Source organism: Desulfosalsimonas sp., assembly GCF_055149105.1.
In genome coordinates this window covers 66631-81674 of record NZ_JBSRLA010000001.1, presented here as the reverse complement: position 1 = coordinate 81674, position 15044 = coordinate 66631, and the positions used below count along the sequence as shown (strand labels likewise).

14 protein-coding genes, 1 tRNA gene and 1 riboswitch are annotated in these 15044 nt (G+C 55.6%); all 15 genes read left to right on the top strand.

All coding sequences use genetic code 11. The features are described from left to right. The first annotated feature begins 8 nt into the window (after positions 1-8). The 15 genes from ACTCIA_RS00370 to thiC all read left to right on the top strand — a co-directional run bounded on the left by ACTCIA_RS00370 (position 9) and on the right by thiC (position 15020). Positions 9-347, top strand: coding sequence for a MerR family transcriptional regulator (locus ACTCIA_RS00370; RefSeq protein WP_462999822.1), 339 nt, complete (start codon positions 9-11; stop codon positions 345-347). 166 nt (positions 348-513) lie between these two features. Then, positions 514-589 (top strand) — tRNA-Gly (locus ACTCIA_RS00365). 129 nt (positions 590-718) lie between these two features. After that, complete coding sequence (locus tag ACTCIA_RS00360; RefSeq protein WP_462999821.1) at positions 719-1249, top strand: ribosome maturation factor RimP; 531 nt, start codon at positions 719-721, stop codon at positions 1247-1249. Beyond that, the gene (nusA, locus tag ACTCIA_RS00355) at positions 1243-2565 is read left to right on the top strand and encodes a transcription termination factor NusA (RefSeq protein WP_462999820.1); all 1323 of its coding nucleotides are present in this window, start codon (positions 1243-1245) and stop codon (positions 2563-2565) included. The genes ACTCIA_RS00360 and nusA overlap by 7 nt, the downstream gene beginning before the upstream one ends. A 50-nt stretch (positions 2566-2615) precedes the next feature. Then, the gene (infB, locus tag ACTCIA_RS00350; RefSeq protein WP_462999819.1) at positions 2616-5609 is read left to right on the top strand and encodes a translation initiation factor IF-2; all 2994 of its coding nucleotides are present in this window, start codon (positions 2616-2618) and stop codon (positions 5607-5609) included. Then, a complete protein-coding gene (locus ACTCIA_RS00345) occupies positions 5602-5904 on the top strand; it encodes a DUF503 domain-containing protein (RefSeq protein ID WP_462999818.1) in 303 nt (100 codons plus the stop codon). Before infB ends, ACTCIA_RS00345 begins: the two co-directional genes overlap by 8 nt. After that, the gene (rbfA, locus tag ACTCIA_RS00340; protein ID WP_462999817.1) at positions 5901-6281 is read left to right on the top strand and encodes a 30S ribosome-binding factor RbfA; all 381 of its coding nucleotides are present in this window, start codon (positions 5901-5903) and stop codon (positions 6279-6281) included. Before ACTCIA_RS00345 ends, rbfA begins: the two co-directional genes overlap by 4 nt. Then, positions 6241-7224, top strand: coding sequence for a DHH family phosphoesterase (locus ACTCIA_RS00335; RefSeq protein ID WP_462999816.1), 984 nt, complete (start codon positions 6241-6243; stop codon positions 7222-7224). The genes rbfA and ACTCIA_RS00335 overlap by 41 nt, the downstream gene beginning before the upstream one ends. Next, positions 7221-8210 carry a tRNA pseudouridine(55) synthase TruB gene (gene truB, locus ACTCIA_RS00330; protein ID WP_462999815.1) on the top strand — a complete coding sequence of 330 codons (990 nt, stop codon included), beginning with the start codon at positions 7221-7223 and terminating at the stop codon, positions 8208-8210. The genes ACTCIA_RS00335 and truB overlap by 4 nt, the downstream gene beginning before the upstream one ends. 50 nt (positions 8211-8260) lie before the next feature. After that, entirely contained in the window at positions 8261-8530 is a 270-nt protein-coding gene (gene rpsO, locus ACTCIA_RS00325) for a 30S ribosomal protein S15 (protein WP_181549464.1), read from the top strand. A 435-nt stretch (positions 8531-8965) separates the two neighbouring features. Then, a complete protein-coding gene (gene pnp / locus ACTCIA_RS00320; protein ID WP_462999814.1) occupies positions 8966-11143 on the top strand; it encodes a polyribonucleotide nucleotidyltransferase in 2178 nt (725 codons plus the stop codon). Positions 11144-11158: 15 nt separating this feature from the next. Further along, positions 11159-11617: a dUTP diphosphatase gene (dut, locus tag ACTCIA_RS00315; protein ID WP_462999813.1), complete on the top strand. Its 459-nt coding sequence runs from the start codon at positions 11159-11161 to the stop codon at positions 11615-11617. Further along, complete coding sequence (locus ACTCIA_RS00310; protein ID WP_462999812.1) at positions 11614-12462, top strand: MBL fold metallo-hydrolase; 849 nt, start codon at positions 11614-11616, stop codon at positions 12460-12462. The genes dut and ACTCIA_RS00310 overlap by 4 nt, the downstream gene beginning before the upstream one ends. Positions 12463-12575: 113 nt before the next feature. Continuing rightward, positions 12576-12684: riboswitch (TPP riboswitch) on the top strand. A gap of 99 nt (positions 12685-12783) precedes the next feature. Next, the gene (locus tag ACTCIA_RS00305) at positions 12784-13557 is read left to right on the top strand and encodes a sulfide-dependent adenosine diphosphate thiazole synthase (RefSeq protein ID WP_462999811.1); all 774 of its coding nucleotides are present in this window, start codon (positions 12784-12786) and stop codon (positions 13555-13557) included. 176 nt (positions 13558-13733) lie between these two features. Further along, complete coding sequence (gene thiC / locus ACTCIA_RS00300; RefSeq protein WP_462999810.1) at positions 13734-15020, top strand: phosphomethylpyrimidine synthase ThiC; 1287 nt, start codon at positions 13734-13736, stop codon at positions 15018-15020. Positions 15021-15044: the final 24 nt, after the last annotated feature.

The window sequence follows — 15044 nt, the reverse complement described above, 5'->3', positions numbered from 1 at the left end:
GTTTTTTCGTGGCTTCCCAGGCCCATATACCCGACAAGCTCTATTACCGGATCAAGGAGGTTACCGAGATCACGGGTCTGGCGGCATACGTGCTGCGGTTCTGGGAGTCGGAATTTTCAGTCATCCGGCCCAGGCGCAGTGAATCCGGCCAGCGGCTTTACCGCAGAACCGATATTGAGGCCATCCTGGAGATCAAGCATCTGTTGTATGAAAAAAAATTCACCATCGAAGGGGCCCGAAAGCACCTCAAGAAGCGGGGTTCACATGGATCCCGGAATGCACGGGACCCGCTGATAGAACAAATTCGGGCAGAACTCCGCGCCATCCGGAACATGCTTGACGAATAAATCCCTCCTTCCCCGCCCTTTGTTTTCCGGCCGGACCCAAAACCCTGCCGGTTTTGGAGCCAAAACCGTTTTTCACCAATTCTCCGACGGTTGTACCTGCTTTTGATTGATTTTTCATATTGACAATTTTTATTTTATTGCTTACTGTTGCCAGGTATATTTTCGAGCGGGCATAGCTCAGCTGGTAGAGTACAAGCTTCCCAAGCTTGGTGTCGCGAGTTCGAATCTCGTTGCCCGCTCCATCTTTTCCGTGGCGATCAGCCGGGGGAAAACTTCCGGAACATTTTTCCGGAAAGATGAAGCGCCAAAGGTTGGAGGAGTTGATCAAAACGGGCAAAATGCCCGTTTTTTATTTCTATTGAAAAGAAGCAATGAAAACGAAAAAAAAGACGCATTCACAACCAAAGCCGGAAAAAAACAGCGCCGTATCCAGCCGGCAGGTGGCTGAACTGGCCTGGGAACTGGGCGATCCGCTTTGCGCGGCCGAAGGCCTGGAGTTAATCCATGTGGAATATCAGCGCGAACCCACAGGCTGGGTCTTGCGGCTGTTTATTGAAAAACCCGGCGGCGTCGGGGTAGAGGAATGCAGCCGGGTGTCCAGGCAGCTCGGAGATCTTCTGGATATCAAACTGGATACGGATGTCTCCTATACTCTGGAGGTTTCCTCCCCCGGGCCCCAGCGGCCGTTGTCAAAACAGGCCGACTTTGCTCGTTTTATCGGGGAAATGGCCCGGATTCGTACACGGCAGGCCCTGGGGGGACAAAAAAACTTCAAGGGTATTCTTGCCGGTACAGCCGATGACGCTGTCCGGCTGACACTGGATTGCGAAACCATTGAAATACCGTACCAAGAGATCACCAAAGCCAGGCTGACGAATTATCACGGAGACGACAAATGCTGATCACAGATATGAAACGCGTTATTGAGCAGGTAAGCCGGGACAAGGGTATTGATTTTTACGTCCTGGTCAAAACACTTGAGGAAGCCCTGCGCTCCGCGGTCAAAAAAAAGTTCGGCAATAAAATTGATATTGAAATCCAGTATAATGAAGAATCCGGAGAACTGGAAGTCTTCCAGTTTAAAAACGTCGTGGAAACCATCACAGACCCGGATTTTGAAATCAGCCTGGAGGAGGGACGAAAACTGGACCCTGAATGCGAAATGGGCGACAGCCTCGGCACCAAGATGGATACCACCACATTCGGCCGGATCGCGGCCCAGTCTGCCAAGCAGGTCATCATCCAGAAACTCAAGGCGGCTGAACGAAGCGTGGTCTATCAGAATTTCATCGGCCGCAAGGGGGAAATCGTCAACGGCATTGTCCAGCGCGTCAGCCGCAATGAAATCATTGTCAACCTCGGACAGGCAGAAGCGGTCTTGCCCAAGCGTGAACAGATCCCCAACGAGACTTACCGGCGGGGCGACCGAATCCGGGCTTATATCCTGAAAGTCCACGATGAAAGCCGGGGCCCCCAGATTGTGTTGTCCAGGACCCATCCGGAGTTTCTCATCAACCTGTTTAAAACCGAGGTGCCGGAAATCAGTGAAGGCATGGTCAGCGTCATCGGCGCGGCCCGGGAAGCCGGCAGCCGGGGAAAAATCGCCGTGCGGTCCAATGATCCGGATATTGATCCGGTGGGCGCCTGCGTCGGAATCAAGGGCAGCCGGGTCCAGAGCGTGGTCCAGGAACTAAAGGGTGAAAAAATCGATATCATTCCCTGGCATATCGATCCGGCCAAGTTCGTATGCAACGCCCTGGCTCCGGCCGAAATCTCGCGGGTTATCATCGATGAGGTCAACCACGTAATGGAAGTGGTGGTCCCGGACGACTCCCTGTCCATTGCCATCGGCAAACAGGGCCAGAATGTGCGGCTGGCATCCAAATTATCCGGATGGCATCTTGATGTGATCAGCGAAAAACGATACAATGAACGGTTACAACTTGGATTTGCTTCCTTGATGGATTTGCCCGGCATGACCGAACCCCTTGCCAATCTGCTGTTTGAAAAAGGATATTTTTCCACCGAAGACGTCAGCAAGGCTTTGCCCGAAGAACTGGCCCAGGAGTTCAACCTGTCTGAGCCTGAGGCCAGGGACCTGGTTGAAGCCGCCGCAAACCAGCAGACCATGGCAGAACCCGAAGATGATGCAGACGATGGGTCTTTGGACAACAGCGCCGGAGATGATGATAAAGACACGCAAAATCAGGAAATATAAAGGCAGCCGAAAGTGTTTGACGCGGCGCCCTGGACAATCAAGGGGGATGGATGGCAAAACGCAGAGTATTTGAGCTTGCCAGAGAGCTAAACATGGGCAACAAGGAACTGCTCGACAAGATGCAGGAAAACAACATCGAGGTGTCCAGTCACCTCAGTTCTCTGGAAGACGACACTGTTGAGCAGATAAAAACCGCAATTTTCGGCCGGAAAAAGGAAGTTGCCGTGGAGGATACGCGGGTGAGGCCCAATGTCATCCGCAGACGCAGGAAAGCTGCGCCCCGGCAAACCGAGACCCAAGCAGAAGGGGATTTAGAACAGCCGAGCGCCGGGCAGGCAGAAGAAACAGCTGCCGGAGAAACCGCCCCGACACCTCCGGAAACCGGTGAACCCGAAGAAACAACTGCTGCAAAAACCGAGGAAGCCGAGACCCAGCCCCCACCATCCCCCGGGGAAGCCGAGGCGGACACAGAGGCAGCACCAGCGGCGGAAACAGAACCGGAGACCGCTTCCCCCCGGGTTTCCGAAGAGCCCGAAGCCAGGCCGCCGGAAACCGGGGAGCCTGTTGCCCCGGAACCTGAAAGCACAACCAAAGAGACGCCCGAAGAAGAACCCGAACCAACGGCTCAGGCCCTGCCCGAAGAACCCGAGGCTGAAGCCCCGGCCGCATCGGCCGCCGCAGACGAACCCGAAGAAGTTCCCAAAGAAAAACAAGAGTCCGTTGCCGAGTCGTTTGAAGAAACCTCCGCGCCCGGCAAAGCACAACAAGTACAAGAGCCGGCGGCTGACACGGAAACGCCTGCGGAAAACCAGCCGGCTCAAGCTCCGGCGGAATCGTCGGAACCCGGAGAACCCGGAGAACCGGGTGAGACAGAAGCCAAAAAAACCGCAAGGATCAAAAAGCCCAAAAAGAAATCCAAAAAGGGCGAGCCTGCCAAAATCATCCGGCTGCCCGAACCCGAGGCTGAAACCGCCCCACCCGCACCGGAAGAAATCGCTCCGGCGCCTGAAACCAAGGCCAAAGACAAGACCCCGGCGGCTCCGGCCTCGCCCGGAACTGAAGAGGAAAAGCGCCGTTCCAAAAAGAAAAAGGCTGCTGCCGAGACCGCCGAGGAGGTGGATAAGGCAAAGAAAACCGCGAGGAAAAAAGCCGGGTTCAAGCGCAAGGAAGTTGTGGAAGGCGACGCCTTATATGACCAGCGCTTCGGACGGGGCCGAAAAGGCAAAAAAAAGGGCAAGGCGGCCCGGCCGGCATCTGACCAGCGGCCCCAGATCACCACGCCCAAGGCCATCAAGCGGCGCATCAAAATCGATGACACCGTGGTGCTCTCGGATCTGGCCAAGCGCATGGGGGTTAAGGGAAACGAGCTGATCAAGCGTCTCATGGAAATGGGCATGATGGTGACCCTAAACCAGAGCATCGATTATGAAACCGCAGAGCTGCTGGCCTCGGAATATCAGTTCGAAGTGGAAAAGGCGGCATTTGAAGAAGAAACCATTTTTCAAAGCGAAGAAGACGCCCCGGAGCAACTCCGGCCGCGGCCGCCGGTGGTGACCATCATGGGCCACGTGGACCACGGAAAGACCTCGCTGCTAGACGTGATCCGCCATTCCAAGATCACTGAAAAGGAAGCCGGGGGCATCACCCAGCACATCGGAGCTTATCGGGTGCCGTATGAAAACGGCGACATTATCTTTCTCGACACCCCCGGCCATGAGGCATTTACTGCCATGCGGGCCCGCGGGGCAAAGGTGACCGACCTGGTGATTCTGGTGGTGGCCGCAGACGACGGGGTCATGCCCCAGACCATCGAGGCCATTGACCACTCCAAGGCCGCGGGCGTGCCCATTATTGTCGCCATCAACAAAATTGACAAGCCCGGCGCGGATCTGGACAAAATCAAACGGGAGCTTGCTGAAAAAGACCTGGTTCCCGAGGAATGGGGCGGAGATACCATCTGCGTTCCGGTATCGGCCAAGCAGGAAACCGGCCTTGACGAATTGCTGGAGATGGTGCTGCTCCAATCCGAGGTCCTGGAACTCAAAGCCAATCCCAGCAAGCTGGCCCGTGGCTTTATTGTGGAGTCCAAACTTGAAACCGGCCGGGGTCCTGTGGCCACAGTGCTGATCAGCGAAGGCACCCTGCATACCGGCGAACCCGTGGTTTCCGGGATCTACTACGGAAAGATCCGGGCCATGTTCGACGACATGGGCAAAGCCGTCAAAGAGGCCGGGCCGTCCTACCCGGTTGAAATCATCGGCCTGTCCGGGGTTCCCATGGCCGGTGATGAGCTTATGGCCGTGGCTGACGAAAAGGACGCCAAACAGGTCAGTGAGCACAGAATGGAAAAACAGCGCTCCAAGGACCTGTCCAAAACCACGCGCATGAGCCTGGAAAGCCTGTATGAAAAAATGCAGGAAGGAGAGGTCAAGGACTTAAACCTGATCATCAAGGCCGATGTTCAGGGCTCCATTGAGGCGCTGAGGGATTCTTTGACCAAGCTGTCCACAGACGAAGTCAAGGTCAATGTGGTGCATTCGGCCGCCGGCACCATTCACGAATCCGACGTGTCCCTGGCGGCCGTGTCCAATGCCATTATCCTGGGATTCAATGTCCGGCCCTCGGCAAAGGTGTCGCATCTGGCCGAGGATGAAAATGTGGATATCAAGTATTACAATGTGATCTACAATGCCATCAAGGACATCAAGGATGCCATGGTGGGCATGATGGACTCCCGGTTTGAAGACCGCGTGCTTGGCCGCGCCGAGGTGCGGCAGGTATTCCACGTGCCCGGCACGGGATCGGTTGCCGGCTGCATGGTGCTTGAAGGCAAGATCCAGAGAGGCCAGCCCATCCGACTGGTGCGAGACGGCATTGTCATCCATGAAGGCAAGCTGGCTTCATTGAAACGGTACAAAGACGATGTCAGGGAAGTGACCCACAATTACGAATGCGGTATGGGCATTGAGAAATTCAATGATATCAAAATCGGTGACATCATTGAGTGCTACTGGCTTGAAGAAATCAAACCCGTGATTGACTAAAAGACTTATGGTAATCGGGTTCGGCACCCTGACCTTCCGGCTGCACGAGTGCCATGGATTAAAGGAAAAACGCAAAATCATCAAGTCGATTATCGCCCGGAGCAGAAACAACTTTAACGCCGCCATTGCCGAAGTCGACTTCAATAATATGCACCAGCGCGCCAAAATCGGCTTTGCCCTGGTGGGAAATGACCGGCGGACGATCAATTCGCAGATGGACAAGCTCTATGAATTCATCTGCCGCCTGGAACTGGCCGAAGTTACGGACATGGAAACGGAGATTCACAACATATGAAACCCTACGGCCGTGCCGAAAGGGTCAGCGGTCTGATCCAGCAGGCCCTTTCTGAAATACTGCTCAAATCAATCAAAGATCCCCGGCTGGCCGCGGTTTCCATTACCGGTGTGAAAATGACCGGGGATTTAAAACTGGCCCGGATCTATTTTGTCACTTCCGGGCATTTTTCCTCCCGGGAGGATGCAGCCGCGGGTTTCCGAAAAGCCCACGGCTTTATCAAAAGCAGTCTCGCCCGGGAACTGGAACTTCGGTATATGCCGGATTTAGAATTTTTCTACGACGAATCCATTGACTACGGGATGCATATCGACAGCGTGCTCAAGCGGTTGCACAATGAACATGAACCAGATCATCCAACAACTAAAGAAGAGTAGACGCGTACTGCTGGCGACCCATATCCACCCGGACGGCGATGCCATCGGCTCGCTGCTGGCCCTGGGCCTGGCGCTGGAAGAAGGGCTGAAGAAAAAAGTACAATTGTACAATGAAAGTGTGCTGCCTGCGGTCTATCATTTTCTGCCGTCGATTCACCGGATCAAAAACGAGCCCGGCGATATAAAGGCCTATGACACGGCCGTGATCCTTGATTGCTCGGATCTGCAGCGCGTGGGCAAAGCCGCCGAAGCCATCAGCCGGATTCCAAAGGTCATCAATATCGATCATCACGCAACCAATACCCGGTTTGGCAATTACCAGCTCATCGAGCCCAGGGCCGCGGCCACCACGGAGATTCTACACCGGCTGCTGCGGGCGATGGAAATGCCCATCACCTGCGCCATGGCCTATGCCATTTATACGGGAATCATGGCGGATACAGGCTCCTTCCGGTTTTCCAACACCACGCCGGAGGCCTTTAAAATCTGTCATGAAATGGTCTGCCAGGGGGCTGATCCCCACAAGGTGGCGCATCACGTATATGAAACAACTTCCCTGAAGCGGATCAAGCTGCTCAACATGCTCTATGACACCATCGAGGTCTCGGAAAACGGCAGGCTTTCGATTATGACATTGACCCAGAACATGCTTCATGCTACGGGAACTTCAATCACGGATGTCAACGGCCTGATCAACTATGCCCGGCGCATCGAAAACGTCAAGGTTGCGGCCCTGCTTTATGAACGCGCAAGCAGTCGTCAGATGCAACGGCAAAGAAACAGCGTCTTTCACGTAAGCCTGCGGTCTGACGGATCAGTGGATGTGGCCAATCTCGCTGCGGTTTTCGGCGGCGGCGGCCACCGCAGCGCGGCCGGATTTGACATTCACAGCTCCCTTTTGGATTTAAAAAATGAGCTTTACTCCATGGCCGGCCATTTATGATAAACATGCACGGCCGGACACAGGAGCCGGAAAACAGTGGGCAGCAGACAGTAACCCGGGACGCGGAACGGCCTGACGGCATTCTTGTGGTCAACAAGCCGGCGAACATGACATCTGCAGCCGTGGTCAGCCGGATCAAGCGGCTGCCCGGGGTCAAAAAGACCGGACACACCGGCACGCTCGATCCCTTTGCCACCGGGGTGCTGATTTGCCCGGTAAACCGCGCCACGCGCCTGTCCCGATTTTTCCTTCACGGGGCCAAAAAATACCGGGCCGTGCTGAGCCTGGGCACGGAAACCGACACCCTGGACTGCACCGGTGAAATCACAGCCCGCCGCCCGGTCAAAGATCTGAGCGAGCACCGGATCTGTCAGGCAGTGGAAAGTTTTGCCGGAGACATCCAGCAGGTTCCGCCGGTATTTTCGGCGCTAAAACACAATGGCGTGCCGCTTTACCGGTACGCCAGAAACGGCACCCCGGTGGAGAAACCCGCACGAACAGTGCACATCGAAAGCATTCGGGTCACGGGCATTGACCTGCCGGATATTTGTTTTGACGTAACGTGCAGCGCCGGAACCTATATCCGCAGCCTTTGTGCGGACATCGGCCATGCCCTGGGCTGCGGGGGGCATCTGAGCCGGCTGATGAGAACCGAAAGCTGCGGGTTTGGCATTGCTGAGGCGGCGGCGCTGGAGAATCTGGAAAAGGTGCAGACCCCTGCTGATCTGCAGCCATGGATCATTTCCATGGCCGGGGCCATCGCAGGCATGCCGGCATATACGGCAGACACATGGCTTTTGGAAAAAATCCGGCATGGCCGGCCCATTGCCGCAAACGACCTGGAACCGGAACCGGCAACCGAAGCAGACGGCCGGATCCGGATTCTGGATACGGAAAAGCGCCTGGTTGCGGTTATTGAAAAAAAAACAGGCAAAAGCCCGGACAAAATTGACTATTCATATTGTTGTGTCTTTCATTACACCTGATACCTGTGATATAGAGACTAAAAAGAGAAAAGATCTTTAAGGAGGCCAAATTGAATATCGCCGTGGAAAACAAGCAAAACACCATAGAACGGTTCAAGCGCCACGAGGTTGACACCGGCTCACCGGAAGTCCAGATCGCCCTTTTGACAGAGCGGATCACCAATCTCACCGAGCACCTGAAAACCCATAAAAAGGACCATCATTCCCGCCGCGGACTGCTGGTGATGGTGGGGCGCCGCAGACGTCTGTTAAACTACCTGAAAAACCAGGACATCAACCGCTATCGCGATTTGATCAAACAGCTTGGCATCCGGAAATAGCCTACACAGAGCGTTCTAAATTTTAAAATTTTTATTTGTCTATTTTTTATAGAAATTAAAATTTTTTTGGCGGTCTGCGGGTTTGGCCCGAAAATACTTAAAATTGATGGCACCGTAAAAAGTCTGACTTTAGATGGTGCCGAAAAAAGTTCAAGATCAATGCTTGCGCAATTTCGAAGAATGCAGCGTACTTATCCGTACGTGAAATTCTGAGAAATTGCGCGTAACGCAGATATTGGACTTTTTACGGCGCCATCAAAATTAATAAAACCAATTTCGCGCGCGCCCTTTTGGCGCGCCAATGCCGGAAATGCCGGCAAATCACTTAAACAGGGTCCTCAATATTGTAAAACCCCGGCCTTTGCGGCGCAGCCGCTTTTGACCGTATAGAATAAAAAAAATTTACACTATTTTTGAGAGACTCAGGAGTTGAATATGGAAATATCATTTAAAACCCAGATCGGCGGGGAGACGCTTAGCATCCAGGCCGGCAAACTGGCCAAGCAGGCCTCGGGCTCGGTCCTGGTCCAGTACGGGGAAACCATGGTGCTGGTAACGGCCGTATCCAGTGCCGACCCCAGACCGGATGTCTCCTTTTTACCGCTTACCGTGGAATATCAGGAAAAAATCTATGCCGCAGGCCGAATCCCGGGCAATTACTTCCGCAGGGAAATCGGCCGGCCCAGTGAAAAAGAAACCCTTACCTCCCGGCTCATTGACCGGCCCATCCGTCCGTTGTTCCCCAAGGGCTACAACTACGAAACCCAGGTCATTGCCACGGTGCTTTCCATGGACAAGCAGAACGAACCCGATGTTCTGGCCATGATCGGCGCCTCGGCCGCACTGGAGCTGTCTGACATCCCGTTTGACGGCCCCATTGCCTGTGTGCGGGTGGGACGGATTGAAGGCAGCTACGTGATCAACCCGGCCATTGACCAGTGGGAGCAGTCGGATATCAACCTCATCGTGGCCGGCTCCAGAAACGGCATCATCATGGTGGAAGGCGGCGGCGATTTTGTTTCCGAGGCGGAAATGATCGAGGCCATCTTTTTTGCCCACAAGGAAATGCAGCCCTTAATCGATATCCAGGAAAAACTGCGCGACAGCATGGCAAAAGAAAAACGGCCCTTTGCCCTGCCGGAAAAAGACGCAAGCCTGGCCGAGCGCCTGGAACAGCTGGCTGCAGACAATATCCGCCAGGCACTGACCATAGCTGACAAGCTCGAACGGCGCCAGGCCCTTTCCAGTGTCAAAAAACAGGCCATCGAGGCGCTGGGCGAGGCATACGAGGAGCGAAAATCAGAGGCATCTGAGATCCTTGGCGATCTGCAGAAACAAATCTGCCGGGAGATGATTCTCAAGGAGGGCAAGCGCATTGACAACCGCGCAACCGATCAGGTGCGCCCGATTTCCTGCGAGACCGCCCCTCTTCCCAGGGTTCACGGAAGCGCATTGTTTACCCGGGGCGAAACCCAGGTGCTGGCCGCCCTGACCCTGGGCTCGGGCCAGGATGAACAGCGGGTGGAAACGCTTCTGGGCGATGAAACCTATCCGTTCCTGCTGCATTACAACTTTCCGCCCTATTCCGTGGGAGAGGTCAAGCGCCCCGGCGGGCCCAGCCGAAGGGACATCGGACACGGCGCGCTGGCCAAGCGGGCCATTGAAAAGGTCATTCCGGCCAAGGAAACCTTTGACTACACCATCCGCCTGGTTTCGGAAGTCCTGGAATCCAACGGATCATCTTCCATGGCCACGGTTTGCGCATCCAGCCTGGCTTTGATGGACGGCGGGGTCCCGGTGACCGCACCGGTATCCGGCATTGCCATGGGCCTGATCACGGACGGGGAAAAATCCGTGGTGCTCTCAGACATTCTCGGTGACGAGGATCAGTTCGGGGACATGGACTTCAAGGTGGCCGGAACCCGAAAGGGCATCACCGCCCTGCAGATGGACATCAAAATCAAGGAACTGTCCCGGAGCATCCTGGAAACAGCCCTGGAGCAGGCCAAAAACGGTCGTCTCCACATCCTGGACCGGATGGAGGAGACACTCAACGCCCCGCGCGAAGAGCTTTCCCCCTATGCCCCCAACGTAACCACCGTTCAGATAAGCCCGGAGCGCATCGGGGAATTGATCGGACCCGGCGGCAAGCACATCCGACAGCTCCAGAACGACACCAACACCCAGATCGAGATCAATGACAGCGGACTTGTGAAAATCGCCGCATTCTCCAAGGAAGAAGGCGAGGCTGCCGCTGAAATGGTCCGGGATATCGGCTCTGAGCCGGAGATCGGCCAGGTATATGAAGGCACTGTTGTCCGGGTTACGGATTTCGGGGCATTTGTCCAGATCAAAGCCAAGACCGAAGGTCTGGTACACATCTCCGAGCTGGCCCATTACCGGGTCAAAAGCGTAACCGACATTGTCAAGGAAGGCGATAAGCTGCAGGTCAAGGTCATTGACATCCGGGACGGCAAAATCCGCCTAAGCCACAAGGCCCTGCTTGAAGCCCCGGCAAAGGAGGATGGCGAATCCCGGCCGCCTAAAGACAACCGCGGCGGCAAGGACAAAGACAACCGTTCCCGCAGGCCGCCCAGGAAAAACGACAAATAAACGGCCTTTTCTCATATGTCAAACAAACCCGTGATCCAGTGCCGGCGGATACGGCCGGAATCGGATGCAGACATTGCCGCGCCCGAATACATGACTGCCGGCTCTGCGGGTATGGATTTGTGCGCGGCGATAAATGAACCCGTGGCCATCGAGCCCGGAGAAATCCGGCTGATACCCACGGGTTTTGCCGTATGCCTGCCCGCAGATCACGAGGCCCAGATCCGTCCCAGATCCGGTCTTGCCGTTAAGCACGGCATCGGACTGATCAATTCTCCGGGCACCATTGATGCCGACTATCGGGGGGAGATCCAGGTGGCCGTGATCAATCACGGCCGATCCGGCTTTGTGATCAATCGTGGCGACAGAATCGCCCAGATGGTCATCAGCCCGGTGAGCCGTGTGCAGGTTGAACTTGTGGAACGCCTGCCGGATTCGGAGCGCAGTTCCGGGGGATTCGGGCATACCGGCATATGAAACAGCAACCCCCTTTTGGCGCATCTGTTTCCCGGTCGTGCGTGTCATCGCCGGATCTCACCGCCCGACTCTGCATCTGCATGCTTGCCAGCGGCAGCAAGGGCAATGCCATTTATGTGGCATCAGACCAAACCGCTGTATTAATTGACGCCGGCCTTTCCGGGGTGCAGATCGAGCGCCGGATGCAGCAGCAGGGCATCTGTCCCCGAAACCTCGACGCCCTGGTGGTTTCCCATGAGCACAACGATCATGTAACCGGCGTGGGTGTGCTGGCCCGGCGCTACAACCTGCCGGTTTACATCAATGACGGCACCAGAAAGGCCGCAGCCCGAAATCTTGGCCGCATTGACGCGTTTTGCCCGTTTTCCTGCGGCACCCGGTTTGTCATAAACGATCTTGTTTTCCGCCCCTTTTCCGTTTCCCACGATGCAGCCGAGCCCGCTGGCTTTACAGTGGAAAACAATGCCGGCAAAATCGGAATTGCCACGGATCTGGGCATGGCCACGGCCATGGTGCGCCACCATCTCCAAGGCTGTAACCTGCTGGTGCTCGAAGCCAACCATGATGTGCCCATGCTCGAACAAGGCCCCTATCCCTGGCCCACCAAACAGCGGGTCAAGGGCCGTACCGGTCATCTCTCCAATGAAGCCGCCCGGGATCTGCTCATGGAAGTCATCCACGACCGCCTCAAACATGTGGTCCTGGCCCATATCAGCCAAACCAACAACACCGCCGAAAAAGCCCTGAGCGTGGTGGCCGAACCCGTAAACGGACGTGGCCCCCGGTTTTCCGCAGCCTGTCAGGAGACATGCAGCCGCATGTTTGAAATCACAAAAACGCCCTGACCCACCCATGTACACATCTTGAAAAAACAGCACCTGCGCCTTTTTGAAAACTTTTTTGAAGTTTTTCTTGACACCAGGCGCAACGGACTTTTATTTTATTGAATACAATCCGAAACCGCCGTTGGGGGTGCCGACATCCGGCTGAGAATCCGCAGTTCCACGGATAACCCTTTAAACCTGATCAGGGTAATGCCTGCGCAGGGAAAACGCCGCAAACACATCCATCCGTGACATCTGATCGCAAATGGAAGTTAAAGCCGTTTTTCCGGCCGGGAAAACGGCTTTTTTGTTTTTCAACGCAAAACCAAGGAGATGACAATCATGGCACTTGACGAAATTCTGATTTCCCGGGCCATCATCGAACGGTATCACCAAAAGCTCACAGACAACCTGGAAACAGACGTGGCCATTGTGGGCGCCGGCCCCTCCGGCCTGGTGGCAGGTTATTTTCTGGCAAAGGCCGGCAAAAAGGTGGTGTTGTTTGAACGCAAACTCAGCATTGGCGGCGGCATGTGGGGAGGCGGCATGCTGTTTAACGAAATCGTGGTCCAGGCTGAAGCCCTTGCCATCCTGGATGCCTTTGGCATCCGTTACCGGCAGTACCAGGACGACTACTACACCGCAGACGGAGTCGAGACAGTCGCCTCGCTGACCGCAGAAGCCGTGCGCGCCGGGCTGACCATATTTAACTGCATCAGCGTCGAAGACGTGATGATGCGGCCCGACCGGGTCGAAGGGCTGGTGATCAACTGGTCGCCGGTGGAAATGGCCGGCCTGCACGTGGATCCGCTCACGGTACGCGCAAGCTACGTGATTGACGCCACCGGCCATGACACCGATGTGGTGCAAATGGTGGACAAAAAAAATCCGGGCCGGCTCAATACATCCACCGGCGGCATCATCGGTCAGAAGGCCATGTGGGCGGACCGGGCTGAAAGCGATACCACGGAAAACACAAAAGAAATCTTTCCCGGACTTTACGTTGCCGGCATGGCCGCCAATGCGACAGCCGGCGGTCCCCGAATGGGACCGATTTTCGGCGGCATGCTGCTTTCCGGCCGCAAGGTGGCCCGGGAACTGGCCGACAAGGTCTGATTGGCCGCAAATATCATTGAAAATTCAGACGCATGAACTTTGACGGTTTCGCAAAAAGCTTTTAAAGAAATAATTTATTGATTTTACTTAACACTTAATCACTTAAAACTTAACACTGCCTGTAAAAAGACTTTTTTACAGGCTCATCAACTTTAAATCAAAAACAGGAAAATCCCATGACACAGCTGGAATCGGCCAGGGCCGGGCGCATCACCGATGAAATGCGCCAGGTGTCGGAATATGAACAAATCTCCCCGGAGCAACTGCGCGATAAAATCGCTTCAGGCCGCGTGGTGATACCCAAAAACCTCGCCCGGCAATTTGTCCCCCGGGCAATCGGAAAAGGGCTTTGCACCAAGGTCAACGCCAATATCGGCACATCCCCGAGCCGCTACGACCTCGCCCAGGAACTGGCCAAGCTCGATGCAGCCGTGGCTGCGGGCGCTGATGCGGTCATGGATCTCTCCACCGGCGGGGACCTGGACGCGACACTGCGGTCCATACTGGACAAAAGCCCGGTAATGGTGGGCACTGTACCGGTTTACAAGGCAGTCAGCCGGATGCTGACAGCAGGACGGACCTGCATTGATTTGACTTCTGATGATATTTTTGATGAAATTGAGCTCCAGTGCAGGGCAGGGGTGGATTTTATCACCGTTCACTGCGGCATTACCACAGAGACGCTAAAGGTGCTCAAACAATGCGGCCGGCATCTGGGCATGGTTTCCAGGGGCGGCAGCCTGCTGGCGGAATGGATGGCTCGCCACAACGCGCAAAATCCGTTATATTGCCAATATGACCGCCTGCTGGAGATCACCCGGGCCCATGACGTGACCCTGTCGTTGGGCGACGGCCTGCGGCCGGGCAGCATTTTTGACGCCCAGGACCGGGCCCAGATCAGCGAGCTGGTGGTACTTGGACAACTGGCCCAACAGGCCCGGGAGGCCGGGGTTCAGGTGATGATTGAAGGGCCGGGGCATGTGCCTTTATCCAGGATTGCCATGGACATGAAGCTGCAGCAGCAGTTGTGCGGACAGGCCCCTTATTACGTGCTCGGACCGCTGCCCACAGATATCGCCGCCGGCCACGACCATATTGCCGGGGCCGTGGGCGGCGCCATTGCCGCTGCTGCAGGCGCGGATTTTCTCTGCTACGTGACACCGGCCGAGCATCTGACCCTGCCCGGTGTGGATGAAGTGCGCGAGGGTGTTATTGCCTCAAAAATCGCCGCTCATATCGGGGACCTGGAAAAGGGCGTGGCCGGCGCATGGGACCGGGACCGGGAAATGACCGCAGCGCGAAGAAACTTTGACTGGGCGGCGGTTTTCGCCCATGCCATTGACCCGGAAAAAGCCCGGGCCATGCGGGCCCAAAGCGAGGACCACGACAAGGACGTCTGCACCATGTGCGGTGACTTCTGTGCCCTTAAAACCTATGGCCGGGCCATGGAAGAAATCAAATAACAGCGCAACCCTTAAAGCAAAGGA

Excerpts from the sequence above, each read along its gene's own strand:
- ACTCIA_RS00335 (WP_462999816.1), top strand. The coding sequence starts at position 6,241 with ATGAACATGAACCAGATCATCCAACAACTAAAGAAGAGTAGACGCGTA.
- nusA (WP_462999820.1), top strand. The coding sequence starts at position 1,243 with ATGCTGATCACAGATATGAAACGCGTTATTGAGCAGGTAAGCCGGGAC.
- ACTCIA_RS00360 (WP_462999821.1), top strand. The coding sequence starts at position 719 with ATGAAAACGAAAAAAAAGACGCATTCACAACCAAAGCCGGAAAAAAAC.
- ACTCIA_RS00305 (WP_462999811.1), top strand. The coding sequence starts at position 12,784 with ATGGCACTTGACGAAATTCTGATTTCCCGGGCCATCATCGAACGGTAT.
- thiC (WP_462999810.1), top strand. The coding sequence starts at position 13,734 with ATGACACAGCTGGAATCGGCCAGGGCCGGGCGCATCACCGATGAAATG.
- infB (WP_462999819.1), top strand. The coding sequence starts at position 2,616 with ATGGCAAAACGCAGAGTATTTGAGCTTGCCAGAGAGCTAAACATGGGC.
- rbfA (WP_462999817.1), top strand. The coding sequence starts at position 5,901 with ATGAAACCCTACGGCCGTGCCGAAAGGGTCAGCGGTCTGATCCAGCAG.
- dut (WP_462999813.1), top strand. The coding sequence starts at position 11,159 with ATGTCAAACAAACCCGTGATCCAGTGCCGGCGGATACGGCCGGAATCG.
- truB (WP_462999815.1), top strand. The coding sequence starts at position 7,221 with ATGATAAACATGCACGGCCGGACACAGGAGCCGGAAAACAGTGGGCAG.
- ACTCIA_RS00310 (WP_462999812.1), top strand. The coding sequence starts at position 11,614 with ATGAAACAGCAACCCCCTTTTGGCGCATCTGTTTCCCGGTCGTGCGTG.
- pnp (WP_462999814.1), top strand. The coding sequence starts at position 8,966 with ATGGAAATATCATTTAAAACCCAGATCGGCGGGGAGACGCTTAGCATC.